Source organism: Shouchella rhizosphaerae, from assembly GCF_036700015.1.
GTDB classification, from domain to species: Bacteria; Bacillota; Bacilli; order Bacillales; family Bacillaceae_D; genus Shouchella; species Shouchella rhizosphaerae.
In genome coordinates this window covers 1,748,030-1,761,593 of sequence record NZ_CP144921.1, presented here as the reverse complement: position 1 = coordinate 1,761,593, position 13,564 = coordinate 1,748,030, and the positions used below count along the sequence as shown (strand labels likewise).

Annotated in this window: 10 protein-coding genes; 9 read left to right on the top strand and 1 reads right to left on the bottom strand. The window is 46.0% G+C overall.

What is annotated here, in order from left to right; genetic code table 11:
• Positions 1-3: 3 nt before the first annotated feature.
• From V5G21_RS08810 to lhgO, 7 genes are all read left to right on the top strand, one after another.
• The gene (locus V5G21_RS08810; RefSeq protein ID WP_011248875.1) at positions 4-993 is read left to right on the top strand and encodes a TAXI family TRAP transporter solute-binding subunit; all 990 of its coding nucleotides are present in this window, start codon (positions 4-6) and stop codon (positions 991-993) included.
• A gap of 50 nt (positions 994-1,043) precedes the next feature.
• The gene (locus V5G21_RS08805) at positions 1,044-3,023 is read left to right on the top strand and encodes a TRAP transporter permease (protein WP_011248874.1); all 1,980 of its coding nucleotides are present in this window, start codon (positions 1,044-1,046) and stop codon (positions 3,021-3,023) included.
• Between the two features lie 188 nt (positions 3,024-3,211).
• On the top strand, positions 3,212-3,922 hold the full coding sequence (locus V5G21_RS08800) for a FadR/GntR family transcriptional regulator (RefSeq protein WP_011248873.1): 711 nt from the start codon (positions 3,212-3,214) through the stop codon (positions 3,920-3,922).
• Between the two features lie 86 nt (positions 3,923-4,008).
• Positions 4,009-4,734: a FadR/GntR family transcriptional regulator gene (locus V5G21_RS08795; protein WP_011248872.1), complete on the top strand. Its 726-nt coding sequence runs from the start codon at positions 4,009-4,011 to the stop codon at positions 4,732-4,734.
• Positions 4,724-6,136: an FAD-binding oxidoreductase gene (locus V5G21_RS08790; protein WP_011248871.1), complete on the top strand. Its 1,413-nt coding sequence runs from the start codon at positions 4,724-4,726 to the stop codon at positions 6,134-6,136. The genes V5G21_RS08795 and V5G21_RS08790 overlap by 11 nt, the downstream gene beginning before the upstream one ends.
• A complete protein-coding gene (locus tag V5G21_RS08785) occupies positions 6,129-7,436 on the top strand; it encodes a (Fe-S)-binding protein (RefSeq protein ID WP_011248870.1) in 1,308 nt (435 codons plus the stop codon). Before V5G21_RS08790 ends, V5G21_RS08785 begins: the two co-directional genes overlap by 8 nt.
• Positions 7,429-8,619 carry an L-2-hydroxyglutarate oxidase gene (gene lhgO, locus V5G21_RS08780; protein ID WP_011248869.1) on the top strand — a complete coding sequence of 397 codons (1,191 nt, stop codon included), beginning with the start codon at positions 7,429-7,431 and terminating at the stop codon, positions 8,617-8,619. The genes V5G21_RS08785 and lhgO overlap by 8 nt, the downstream gene beginning before the upstream one ends.
• Positions 8,620-8,676: 57 nt before the next feature.
• Here the strand turns inward: lhgO and V5G21_RS08775 are convergent, their stop codons facing one another.
• Positions 8,677-10,293 (bottom strand): PucR family transcriptional regulator, encoded by a 1,617-nt coding sequence (locus V5G21_RS08775; protein WP_338465473.1) that lies wholly within the window; start codon positions 10,291-10,293, stop codon positions 8,677-8,679.
• A gap of 397 nt (positions 10,294-10,690) precedes the next feature.
• Between V5G21_RS08775 and codB the strand changes: the two genes are divergently transcribed.
• Entirely contained in the window at positions 10,691-11,947 is a 1,257-nt protein-coding gene (codB, locus tag V5G21_RS08770; protein WP_095254690.1) for a cytosine permease, read from the top strand.
• Positions 11,947-13,209: a cytosine deaminase gene (locus V5G21_RS08765; RefSeq protein WP_095254653.1), complete on the top strand. Its 1,263-nt coding sequence runs from the start codon at positions 11,947-11,949 to the stop codon at positions 13,207-13,209. The genes codB and V5G21_RS08765 overlap by 1 nt, the downstream gene beginning before the upstream one ends.
• The last annotated feature ends 355 nt before the right edge of the window (positions 13,210-13,564 follow it).

Below are 13,564 nucleotides of genomic sequence, written 5' to 3'. Positions count from 1 at the left end.
GCCATGAAAAAGCGACTGTTATTGTTATTATTCGTATGTTCTTTCATTACGCTCGCTTCCTGTAACAACAAAGATTATCAGTATTTTTCAATTGCAACCGCTTCCACGGGTGGGACGTATTATCCAATTGGTGTGGGCATGGGGAATCTTTGGACGGAAGAACTAATGGACCAAGGGATCCGGGCAACGGGACAGTCTTCTGCCGGATCAGTCGAAAATATTGACTTGTTACAGAAGGGAGAAGCACAACTTGCGATTTTACAAGGATTAATTGGCGATCAAGCATTCAACGGAACAGGAATCTATGAAGGCCGGGCCTATGAAGACTTGCGTTCGATCACATTTCTTTGGCCGAATGTAGAACACTTTGTTTTGCAAAACAGCCAAATCGAAACGGGAACGATTGCCGATATTGAAGGGAAAAGCTTCTCTGTAGGGCCACAGGCAAGTGGAACAGAACAGTCAACGTTGGCGATTATGCGTGGTATTGACCTGACAACGGCTGACATTCAGCCAGAATACCTTGGCTACGATGATACCATTTCGGCGATGCGTGATGGACGATTACATGGAGGTTCTTTGCCGGCCGGTGTGCCTGTTACGGCGATTACAGATATGTATGCCAGTGGCGTGCGTGCCGATGTCCTTGATGTTTCCGATGAACAACTTGAATCGATTAATCAGTCTGCCAATGTGTTTTTTCGCTATATCATTCCTGCTGGCACCTATCCGAGAAAAGAGGAAGATATTCATACCATTGCACAGTCGAACTTTCTTGCCACGGATAAAGAGCAAGATGAAGAGATGGTTTACTTGTTAACGAAAACATTGTACGAAAACCTTGATTTTATGTATGAGGTTCATAGTTCAGCTCGGGAAATGTCATTAGATACCGCGTTAAATGGCGTGTCTGTCCCCCTTCATCCAGGTGCTTATAAGTATTATCAAGAACAAGGCGTCGACATCCCCGACGAATTACGGCCACCTGAATGATTGGTATCTAACCGAGCAAGATCATTTTCTTACATAAAGGAGGAGGTCATATGAGTGTGAAGCAGCCAAACGTGGATATAGACCAAAACAATGAAGAAGTCCAAGAGTCTGTTAGTATAGGCCGGGCCTTAAAAGGCAAACAGCAGAAAATCGTTGCCTTTACAGGCATTCTTTTATCGGGGTTTGCTGTTTATGTCAATAGTTTCATCAATATGCAGGAAATTTACCGCAACGTTCTCTTTCTTGCATTGCTTTTTGTTTTAGCGTTTTTGCTTTATCCAGCAACAAAAAAGGGAGCGAACAACCGGTTTACAACAGTCGATATCATCTTAACCATTGCTAGTATCGCTGGGTCTGTTTATATTTTGTTATTTTATACGACGATTCACGTGGACCGGATGTCGCAGGCGGTTACAATGGACTATATCTTTGCTGGGATCACCGTTGTTTTGCTGTTGGAGGCGGCAAGACGGACGCTCGGTCTCTTCATTCCGCTTTTAACGAGTTTAGCGATCATTTATGCGGTATTTGGTCCATACTTTCCAGGGATTTTTGGACACGCGGGGTTTTCCTTTGAGCGGCTCTTGTATCGAGTTTACATGACGACAGAAGGCATTTACGGGCTCACTCTTTCCATCGCATCTACGTATATTGTCATCTTCATTTTATTTGGAGCGTTTTTAAGTGTAAGTGGAGCGTCAAAGCTTTTTAACGATTTAGCGATTGCGATAGCAGGGCAACGGCGGGGAGGCCCTGCACAAGTTGCTGTTCTCTCTAGTGCTCTAACAGGCTCATTGAATGGAAGCGCAGTTGCCAATGTTGCGACAACAGGGGCATTTACAATTCCATTAATGAAACAAATTGGCTTAAAGCCAAGATATGCGGCAGCGGTTGAAGCGACCGCTTCCACAGGCGGGATGATGATGCCGCCGATTATGGGGGCTGCTGCCTTTATTATGGCCGGGTTTTTAGGTGTTTCCTATTCCGTTATTGTGTTAGCGGCAATTATTCCAACGTTTCTTTATTTCGTTGCCCTTGTGCTTGCAATTGACTTAGAAGCGAAAAAGCATGGCTTAAAAGGAATGAGCAAAGACTCGATTCCCCAAGTGTGGCAAGTAATGAAAGAGCGCGGTGTCTTGTTATTGCCGATTATCATTGTAATCTCGACATTGTTAATGGGCTATACACCACTATTCGCTGGTTTTGCTGGAATTATATCGGTCATTATTGCTAGTTGGCTTACAAAAGATAAAGAAACAAGAGTGACATTTGCAAAAATAGGGACTGCGTTTATTGACGGAGCGAAAAGTACGATTCAAGTAGGGATTGCGTGTGCGTCGATCGGAATTATTATTGCTGTTGTGACGATGTCTGGACTTGGTTCTGCGATTGCCTACAATGTTCTTTCGATTTCTAGTGGCATGCTTTGGGTTGCGCTTTTGCTCGTCATGATTACTTGCATTGTCTTGAGTATGGGGCTTCCATCGACTGCTCTTTACATCGTTGTTGCCGTAACCGCAGCTCCAGCATTAGTTGAAGCGGGGGTAAACCCAATTGCCGCTCATTTCTTTGTCTTCTGGTTTGGGGCCTTGTCCAACATAACTCCGCCTGTGGCTTTGGCGTCCTATACTGCTGCCGGCATTGCCAGAGCAGATGCAATGAAAACATCGTGGACGTCTGTGAGGCTAGCATTGCCCGGCTTTATTATTCCGTTTATGATTGCCTACAATCCGACGATGGTAATGCAGCCTGAAAGCGGGTCCGTGCAAGTCGTAGCAGTTGCCATCACCATTATTACCTCTGTCTTAGGTGTGTTTGCATTGGCCGTTGCACTCACAAACTATTTCTCGACAGATTTAGTCGTGTTGGAGCGCCTGTTGTTTTTTGCAAGTTCCCTTCTCCTTGTGAGTTCAGGATTGCTAACGAATGCCCTTGGCGTTTTCATCATGGCCGTCACGTTAACGTTACACATTCTTCGTGTCAAAAAGAAAAAAAGTGCAACAGAGAACCAGTTAGCCCAAGGTGGGTAAACAATGGAAAAGGTAAACAGCAAGAGAAAAGGTTGTTCGAGTCATAGCAAAACGTATCTCTCTCCGTTAAAATGAGCGTATACATCAGATGTGACAAGGTCTCTCAACTCTATGAGGGCCTTCAGAAAAGGGTGAACGAAGCTTGCAAGCTCCTTCCCCTTTTCAGCAAAAAGGAGAGTGTGTTGACGGTGCGTTTACCGATTGAGCGTAAAAAGGTGTCAAGCCAAGTACTAGAACAGCTAAAAGAAATGATTAAAAACGGTGAATTTCCGGCTCATAGTAAGCTCCCGTCTGAAATGGAGCTTGCAGAACTCTTTGGTGTCAGTCGTTCCCCCATCCGTGAGGCGTTAAGTGTTTTAGAAGCAAGCGGTTTAATCGAGTCAAAACAAGGTGGCGGCAGTTGGGTCAAAGAAGTTCAATTAACGAATTTGTTAGAGCAAGTGACATTGGATATAGTCGATATCGGCCAAGTCTATGATTTGCTCGAACTCCGAAGCATTATTGAAACAGAGGCAGCAGCGTTAGCGGCTGTTCGCTATCAAAAGCAAGATATTTTGGAATTAGAGCTTGCCCTTGCTCAATTTGCAAAAACAGTGGAGGATCGAGAGGTTGTCGGAGATGAAGCCGATTACATGTTCCATCGTGTCATTATAAAAGCTTCTTACAATCCGTTTTTAGAGCAAACGATGGCAAATGTATCAGAGCTGCTGCAGAAGGCATTGGCCTTTTCACTAAAAAAGAACCGCTTGCAACAAAAACGTGAAGAAGTGTACCGAGAACATTTAACGATTTTTAACGCCATTTATGAGCGCGATTCAGAGGCGGCAAGAAAAGCAATGAATACACACTTGCAAAACGTTCGCCGCAAACTAGGCGATAACCGGGTATTGCCTAATTGAGGGGGTAACTGCAAAGAAGAGCAGCCCTCTTCTTTTTTACAGTAGTGGACTGTCCACAGCCCAGTTGGACGATTAGGAGGAGAGGCATGAAAATTACGCCGATTCGTAAACGTAAACGTGTCTATCAGGAAATTATTGAGCAAATCAAAACCGCTGTCGCTACAGGCGAGGTACAACCTGGCGATAAGCTTCCATCTGAACGGGCACTATCAGAGATGTTATCCGTTTCCAGAACATCGGTGAAGGAAGCGTTAACCGTATTAAAAGCGTCAGGCGTGATTCACATTAAACCGGGAGTGGGCGCCTTCCTCGTTCAGGATAGCCCACAGCGATTGCAGGTTAAGTTGGCGGATTTATTACAGGAGAAAGAAACAGCGCTTGTCGAATTGATTGAGCTTCGTCAAGCGATTGAAGGGGATGCTGCCTATTATGCAGCAAAGCGAATCACAAGCAGGCAAAAGGAAAATTTACTAGCCGTATTTGAAAGGCTTGTGGCCATCGAAGAGCAAGGAACCGTCGCCGTGGAGGAAGATTACCAATTTCATTTAGCGATTATTGAAGCGGCAAACAACCCATTAATGCGTGATGTCATGAATTTAATTTCCGATAACATGCTTCGTGTCTTAGCTAAAAATCAAGAGGCGTCAGAAAGAAATGAACGCTTCCAAGGCGAAATTGCCGAGGAGCACCGCAACATTTACGAAGCGATCATAAACGGAAAACCACAGGAGGCAAGAAAAGCGATGTGGCAGCATTTTCAAGGGGTGAAGCAGCGTCACGTAAAAGAGAGGGGGAGCATGGTTGACGATTGAGCGTTTTTTAAAAGACATCAGACAAATAATAAAAGCAGAGAACCGGATTTTAACGGAAATTGCCGATCGCAGTAGTTATGGCTATGATGCGTCGTTCGGCTACCACTTACCTGATCTTGTGATCCAGCCAACTGCCGCTGAAGAAGTAGCTGCAGTCATGAAGTTAGCCAATCAGTACTTCATACCCGTCTATCCAAGGGGGCAAGGGACAAGTTTAAGCGGTGGCCCACTTCCAGTTAAAGGAGGGGTTGTGCTCGATTTATCCCAGTGGAACGACAAGCTGGAGATTGACAAAGAAGACATGGTGGCCATTGTTTCTCCTGGAGTGATCACAGCAAAAATCGATGCTGCCGCAAGGGAGATTGGTTTTATGTACCCGCCTGACCCAAGTAGTTCTCATGTATCAACCATTGGCGGAAATCTTGCTGAAAATGCAGGAGGGCCTAGAGGATTGAAGTATGGCGTCACGAAAGATTATGTTCTCGGCTTAGAAGTGGTAACACCAGAAGGAGAAATCATTCGTACAGGGGGAAGAACGGTTAAAAACGTGACCGGTTATGACTTAACAAAGCTCATTGTCGGTTCAGAAGGGACGCTTGGGATCATCACCGAAGCAACACTCCGCCTCGTTCCTAAACCACCAGCCAGCCAAACTGCCATGGCGCTTTTTGAAGACATGGTCGATTCAGGACGGGCGATTTCTAAAGTGTTAACGGCAGGCATTGTTCCCGCCAAAATGGAGCTGATGGACCAACTGTCCATCCAGGCAGTCGAGGCATACGAACCACGTGGTTTGCCAACCGATGTGGGGGCATTGTTGTTAATCGAGCTAGATGGGCACCCTGTATCGATCGCTGAAGAGATGACAAAAGTCAAGGAACTGTGCAAAAGCGTAGGAGCGAGAACGGTTCAAGTGGCAGAGAATGAAAAAGAAGCGGCGGAATTTTGGCAGGCGCGGAAGCTCGTTTCTCCAGCGATTGTTCGAGTGAAGCCAACGAAAATTTCCGAGGATGCCACCGTCCCCCGGAGTAAAATACCAGAAATGTTTCAGCGGTTGAAGGAAATTCGCGAAACGTATCAAATCGACCTTGTCGTGTTTGGCCATGCGGGCGATGGGAATTTACACCCGAATATCATTGCTGATGCTCGTGATCACGAGGAAATGGAACGAGTCGAAAAAGCAGTGGCTGACATTTTCACAGCAGCGGTCGAACTTGGGGGAACCCTTTCAGGCGAGCATGGGATTGGGACGATGAAAGCCCCATTCATGGAAATGGAACTAGGAAAAGCTGGACTAGACATGATGAAGCGGATCAAAACAAGCTGGGATCCGAACAACATCTTAAATCCAGGAAAGATATTCCCAGAGCCTGGACAAAGGTTGGTGTTGCGCCATGACTAAACCGGAACGACTGTTAGCCTATCAAGAGACATTTGACTGTGTGCAGTGCGGTTACTGCCTTCCATCCTGCCCAACGTACTTAAGCATGGAAAAGGAAACCCATTCCCCAAGGGGAAGAATTCATTTAGTGCAAATGGCGGCAGAGGGAAAGCTGCCGTTATCCGAGATTGAAGAGCCGATCGATCTTTGCCTCGGTTGCCGTGCCTGTGAAACAGTCTGTCCAACCAATGTACAGTATGGAAAAATACTTGATTCAGCAAAGGTTGCTTTAAAGGAAGAGCGGAAAACAACAGCCCCTTGGCATCAGAAAATGATGAAAAAAGCGATGTTTGAAACGGTGTTGCCAAATGACAGGGTCTTACATGCGATTGGAACGGGCCTTTCCCTCTACCAAAAAAGCGGAGTGGCCCGTATCGCTCGAAAAGCCAAGCTAACACGGATGTTGCCGAAGTCTCTTGCTGCATTCGAGGCAGTGACGCCAGCGGTTGCTTCTCGAAGGGAAAGGAAAAACCGTCTGGTCGATGCCAAATCGGAAGGCAACACAGCGCTTCGTGTTGGTTTTTTTAAAGGCTGTTTGATGGATACGATGTTCTACCACATTAATGATTTAACGATTCAGCTTCTCCAACGTGCTGGCTGTGAAGTCGTGGTAATTGAAGGGCAAACCTGTTGTGGCGCTTTGCAAAACCATAGCGGTGAAAGAGACGTGGCGAAGCGTTTGGCTAAGCAAAACATTGAGGCGTTTGAACAATACGACTGCGATTACATGGTGAACAGTATTGGCGGCTGTGGGGCCATGCTTGTAGAATACGATGACCTTTTAGCAGATGAGCCTGAATGGAGAGAACGGGCGTCTCGCTTTGCTGAAAAAAACGTCGACAGCAGTGTGATTTTTTCCCAGCTTCCACTTCCATTTGTAAAAAAATTGAACGGAGTCGCAACATACCAACCGTCCTGCCATATGGCAAATGTTCAAAAGCGCATAGAAGAACCGGTAAAGCTGCTTCAATCGATTCCAGGGATGACGTATGTGCCGATGAAGGAGAGCGAGCTTTGCTGCGGGTCGGCAGGGATCTATAATCTTGTTCATTATGAGCAGTCGATGAAGATTCTTGATCGGAAAATGGAAAACGCAAAAGCCGTTCAGCCTGAAATCATCGTAACGACAAACCCTGGCTGTCATTTGCAAATGAAGCTCGGTGTAGAGCGGGAAGGACGTTCGGAACATATAAAGGTGGTTCATTTAATTGAACTGTTAGCAGAAGCTTGTGATGTAGGGGGAGGCAAAAGAAATGTATGATTTTACCATCATTGGCGGTGGGATTGTCGGGTTAGCTGTCGGGCACGCCCTATTTGGCCGTTATCCAAAGGCAAGTGTATTAATCATTGAAAAAGAGCAGGAAGTCGCCGCTCATCAAACAGGGCATAATAGTGGTGTCATCCATTCAGGGATTTATTATAAGCCTGGCAGCTTTAAAGCGAAGTTTGCAAAAGCAGGTAACCAATCAATGACGGCCTTTTGCCAAAAACATGGCCTTAAAGTAGACATTTGCGGAAAGGTCATTGTCGCTACAAATAAGAAAGAGCTGCCACTGCTTGATCACCTCTACCAACGAGGGATTGACAATGGCCTCGATCTTCGAATGTTATCGAAGGAGGAATTACATGAGGCCGAACCGTATGTGAACGGCCTTGCCGCCATATCCGTACCCACAGCCGGAATCGTCAGTTACAAGGAGGTTGCCGATAAACTCGCTAGTTTAATCGCTGAAAAAGGTGGAGAAATTCAACTAAGTACGACGGTTGAGACTATTTCCGAGAGCAATGAAGGAGCTACGATTGAAACAGATAAAGGGACGTTTCAGACAAGCTACCTCATCAATTGTGCAGGCTTGCATAGTGACCGAATCGCCAAACTTGCAGGCTACCATGTGGACATGAAGATCGTTCCCTTCCGGGGAGAGTACTATAAGCTTAGGCCAGAAAAACGGCATCTTGTGAAAAATTTAATCTATCCCGTTCCTAATCCCGATTTTCCATTCCTTGGTGTCCATTTCACCCGGATGATTGACGGAGAAGTAGATGCTGGGCCAAATGCGGTTTTAAGCTTTAAGCGGGAAGGCTATAGGAAAACCGATATCGATTGGCAAGATGTAGCGGAGGTCATTCGCTACAAAGGCTTTTGGCAGTTAGCGACTAAATACTGGAAGGAAGGGACGGAAGAAATGATTCGTTCGTTCAGCAAAAAGAAATTTGTGGAAAACCTTCAGCATTTGATTCCTGATGTCACCGAGGCCGATCTTGTTCCAGGACCGAGCGGTGTTCGGGCTCAAGCATTAACGACAGACGGAAAGCTCGTTGATGACTTTCAATTAATCCGTGGCCGAAAAAGCCTGCATGTTTGCAACGCTCCGTCCCCTGCAGCTACTGCTTCCCTTGAAATCGGGAAAGCGATCGTAGAGAAGGTTTTCCAATATAAATGATTCTATTCAAGTCTCTCGTGAAACGCAGGAGCCGATGCTATTTATTGGCTCCTATGCTTATAGCAACGCTTTCTTTTCCTGCAACAATGGGCGAATCAAGAATGCAATACGCAAACGCAACGTTTCATCAGGCTTTTTTAAATCACAGCCAAGGAGTTCCTCACATTTTTTGATGCGGTAAATGACGGTGTTGCGATGGATCGCCATGACTTTTGCGGTTTCCGCCACTTGGCAATTATGATTGATATAGATGGACAGTGTGCGGGCTAGTTCCGCTTGGTCGGGAGATTCCGGTGTTGCTAAGGTTTGCAAGGCGGTTTGGCAAAAGGCAGTAAGCTTCTCAGACGGAATCAATTGCAGCATGTCAGCCAGCTCTTGGGCGCGGTGCGTTTTGATGAAGCTTTGCAAATGTTCTCGGTAGCCAGATTGAAGGGCAGCCGTTGCTTCCTTGTATAAGCTTGCCGCTTCACTTAAGCTGCCGAAGCTGGAGATGCCAAACGATACGCCAGAGCGGAAGAGTGCCTGTATGTCTTGTTGAACGGTGTCTACTTCAGCAAGCAACTTTGCTTCTTCGTTGCTTGAACGGTCACTTTCAATAACGACAACATACACATCATTCTTCCAAAACACATGACTAGTTGGATACCGTTCGCGAAACAGCCGTACAAGGAGGCTATACAGGTCTTCATGTTGCTCAAGCGCTTCTTCGTTAGTCAGCAACTCGCTAGTGTTATCTAAGTGGGCAGCAATGAATACATAGTCCTTGTTGACAGAGAAAGGATACGCTTCGTCGTGCTCTTTTTCGAGAGGGCGGCGCCCTTCGACTAAGTCGGAAAAAAAACTATTTTGGGCAAGCCGGGCTTGTTGCTCTGCTGCATGAAGCTTCATCAGTTCAAACGACAGAACGTTAGCTGCTTGTTCAATGGCAAGCGCAAACGGGCAATCGCTTTTTGACGCTGAGCCGAGCACAATTAAGTACCCTTTTCGTGCACAGGCGGTTCGAATCGGAAAGACAGCGCACGGATTCTCGTTCTCCTCCTGTAGGATGGATAGCTGCAACGTCGGCAGCTGTTTGCTTGGAATCAACTCCCGTAGGCGCCAGTATTTTTCAAAAAAGGAGTCATTCGTGACAGGATCGGAAGACGCGATCATGTCCAATTGGTCATTTAACAGCAATGCGGGCACATTGAGCATAGAGGCCAATTGTACGACAACAGATGTGCCATTTCCGCCTGACACAATCACATCGGCAAAGCGGCGGTGGATCTCCAACGCTTGATGGAGCTCTGTCGTCTGCCCTGTTAAAAGAAACTGCGTCAACTGATGGACGAATTCGCTAAAATGAATCGTATCCGGTAGTTCAAACAAAGGCAGTTGAAGGCGGTTGCATGCGTCGATAACAACGGCAGGGATCGCTTTCTCTAGTCGTTTAGTTTGCACCACCAGGCCTGCGCACTTTTGCTTTGATAGTTCCTGGACAAAGGCAACCAGGGAATACGGATGCCCCTTTTTAAAAGTAGCAGCAAGCAGCAATTGATGGGGTTCCATGTTAACACCTGGATCAAAGAAATGAATCATATTAGCTGAACGAAGCGGCTTATCGAGGCCACGTTTGCCTGCGAGCAGACGGGCCTTTGCAAAGGCAGGCAGTGCCAACAAGTCTTTCATTTGCATGTATATCACCTTATTAGAAATAGATGGTAGAGGCTATGTTAAGTATACGGTTCAGCGGCAGTTTGGAGGAAAAGTACGTAAAGAAATGTAACAGGAATTATGAAAATCGCTTGTTTCTGATCTCTCAAACATTCGATTCTATGGCCAACAATCTTGTTGAAACGAGGAAAAGTTAATAAATGGATTGTCAGAGAATCTGACAAAAACCATGGATCGTTTACGAACATGTGCTAATATACTCCTATTAAAAAATGAACACAGCCTTTCAGGGTTCCGCCATACATTGGGACAGGTCCGGGAAGGCGGCATCAATTGATGTTTGAACTGGGAGGAAAAGTCCGGTGAAGGCCATGACGTGGTCTTCATCGGACTTTTTTTAAGGATATGTTCAGCAGACATGGAGGGAAAATACGTGGCAGGAAAAATCGTCGAATCTGATTTCGAATGGCAGGCGGTTCCGCAAGAGCGGCGGCGTGGTTTTTGGCAAATGTTTGTGTTAATGGTAGGCTTCACATTTTTTTCGGCAAGTATGTTGGCGGGAGGCACGCTTGGGCAAGGCTTGTCTTTTAGTCGGTTTATCATTACTGTTTTAGTAGGCAATTTTATTCTTGGCGTATATACAGGGGCACTTGCCTACATCGCAGCAAAGACAGGGTTATCTACCCATTTGTTAACACGGTTTGCGTTTGGTGAAAAAGGCTCCTATTTGCCTTCCCTGCTTCTAAGCGTTACGCAAATTGGCTGGTTTGGCGTAGGGTTAATGATGCTTGCCGTGCCCGTGCAAAAAGTAACAGGTGTTGACTTATGGCTGCTTCTCCTTTTAGGCGGCGTCCTGATGACAGCAACTGCCTATTTAGGTGTAAAGGCATTGACGATGTTAAGCTTTATCGCCGTACCAGCGATCGCGGTATTAGGGACAATCTCTAGTTCCATTGCTGTCAATGATATGGGCGGTCCGGCTCAATTGTTTGCTTATCAGCCAACGGAAGGAATCGGCATCGCAGCTGCCTTATCGGTTTGTATTGGCTCCTTTATAAGTGGCGGCACGTTGACACCTGATTTTGCCCGTTATGGCTCAAACAAAAAAGTCGCGGTGTCGACGACAGTGATTGCCTTCTTTTTAGGCAACTCGTTAATGTTTTTGTTCGGTGCAGTTGGCGCAATATCCACTGGTTTTGCTGAAATTTCAGAAGTCATGTTTACACAAGGGCTGATTTGGCCGGCGATTTTTGCGCTCGGTTTAAACATTTGGACGACCAATGACAGCGCCTTGTATGCTTCAGGGCTAGGGCTTTCCAATGTCACGAAGTTTTCGAAGAAAAAGCTAGTCTTGGTTAATGGGTTAGTCGGCACGCTGCTTGCTTATTGGCTGTATACGAATTTTGTCAGCTGGCTAGATTTTTTAAATTTAACGTTGCCGCCAATAGGCGCGATTGTGCTAGTCGATTATTTTATAATCAAAAAAGGCACTTACGCTCCTTTCAAGCAAGCTTCGTTTAAAGCTGTGCGCGCAAATGCGTTAATTGCGTGGCTCATTGGCTTGGCAGGGGCGCTGTTTGTACCTGGCATCCAGCCCCTTAACGCCCTGATTTTTGCAGCACTCTCCTATATATGTTTGGAGAAAATTGTAAATAGAAAAGGAGAACAACTCTGATGATAATTAAACAGGCTGCTTTGCGCGGCAAAGATGGTTTATGGGATATTTGGCTGAAAGACGGAAAGATCGCTAAAATTGCTCAAAATATTGAAGCAGAAGGGGAACAAATCATCGAAGCAGATGGAAACCTAGTCATCCCCCCTTTTATTGAACCGCACATCCATTTAGACTCGACGCTAACGGCAGGAGATCCAAATTGGAATTTATCAGGTACGTTATTTGAAGGCATCCAGCGTTGGTCTGAACGCAAAGAAAAACTAACACACGAAGATGTCAAAGAACGGGCGACAAAAGCGCTCAAATGGCAAATTAGCCAAGGGATTCAACATGTGCGCACACATGTCGATACAACCGATCCACATTTGACGGCGCTCAAAGCACTCCTTGAAGTAAAGGAAGAAATGAAACCATTTGTTGATATCCAGCTGGTCGCTTTCCCACAAGAAGGCATTCTATCTTATCCGCAAGGGCAGGAGCTGCTGGAAGAAGCACTAAAACTGGGCGCCGATGTCGTTGGCGGGATTCCCCATTATGAATTTACAAGGGAAATGGGCGTAAAATCAGTTGAGGTTGCCTTTAAACTAGCCGACAAATATGACAAACTCCTTGATTTCCATTGCGATGAAACAGACGATGAGCAATCGCGTTTTATCGAAAATGTAGCGGCGCTTGCTTACCAAAGCGGAATGAAAGAGCGGGTAACGGCATCCCATACGACGGCGATGCATTCGTACAATGGCCCATATGTCAGCAAATTGCTTCGTGTTTGCCAGCTGGCTGAGCTCAATTTTATCGCCAACCCACTTGTCAATACGCACTTGCAAGGGCGGTTTGACCACCATCCTGTCCGCCGCGGCATCACGCGAGTCAAACAATTGCATGAGGCAGGGCTAAATGTTTGTTTCGGCCATGATGACATCTTTGACCCGTGGTATCCCCTTGGCACAGGCAACATGCTGCAAGTGCTATTTATGGGACTTCATGTAAGCCATCTAACGGGCTATGAGCAAATTAGCCAGTCCCTTGATTTCATTACCGAAAATAGCGCCAAAACGTTGCACATTACAGACGAATACGGCATTGAAGAAGGAAAGCCGGCAAACGTAATCCTTGTCGATGAAAAAGACGAGTTCAACTTGATCCGTCGCCAAGCGCCTGTGCTTGCCTCAATCAGAAACGGGAAGATCATCGCCAAGACCGCCCCGGCCCAAACGACTGTCCATTTGCATGAAGAAGAGCAAGTACGGTTTTCTTTGTGAGTCACATAGCGAGCTGTATCGTTAGTATGACAAAAACTTTATAATTGGTAAAAAGGGTTTATCATCCTCTGTGGAAAATATAGTAACGTCTTATAAAAGATGCTTTTGACTCAGATGAGTCTTTTATAAGGCGACTATATTTAGAGAAGAGTGACTGAATTGAGGGAATTGTTAGTATTATTGTGATGATCTTTGCTAGCAAGTAGATGCACTATGTTAATCTGACATTAAGTATATGTTGGAGCGGAGCAGTCATACACGTCTACGCGTGCTCAAGCTAGAGTTCATATGCAATGGAAACTTATTCACAGAGGGCTAGGTAGCACGTATGGCGCTGGAGAACTTGGTGTGTGGG

What these genes read in the sequence shown, in the direction of transcription:
- V5G21_RS08810 (WP_011248875.1), top strand. Translation starts at nt 4, where the DNA reads ATGAAAAAGCGACTGTTATTGTTATTATTCGTATGTTCTTTCATTACG.
- V5G21_RS08805 (WP_011248874.1), top strand. Translation starts at nt 1,044, where the DNA reads ATGAGTGTGAAGCAGCCAAACGTGGATATAGACCAAAACAATGAAGAA.
- V5G21_RS08795 (WP_011248872.1), top strand. Translation starts at nt 4,009, where the DNA reads ATGAAAATTACGCCGATTCGTAAACGTAAACGTGTCTATCAGGAAATT.
- V5G21_RS08785 (WP_011248870.1), top strand. Translation starts at nt 6,129, where the DNA reads ATGACTAAACCGGAACGACTGTTAGCCTATCAAGAGACATTTGACTGT.
- lhgO (WP_011248869.1), top strand. Translation starts at nt 7,429, where the DNA reads ATGTATGATTTTACCATCATTGGCGGTGGGATTGTCGGGTTAGCTGTC.
- V5G21_RS08775 (WP_338465473.1), bottom strand. Translation starts at nt 10,293, where the DNA reads ATGCAAATGAAAGACTTGTTGGCACTGCCTGCCTTTGCAAAGGCCCGT.
- codB (WP_095254690.1), top strand. Translation starts at nt 10,691, where the DNA reads ATGGAGGGAAAATACGTGGCAGGAAAAATCGTCGAATCTGATTTCGAA.
- V5G21_RS08765 (WP_095254653.1), top strand. Translation starts at nt 11,947, where the DNA reads ATGATAATTAAACAGGCTGCTTTGCGCGGCAAAGATGGTTTATGGGAT.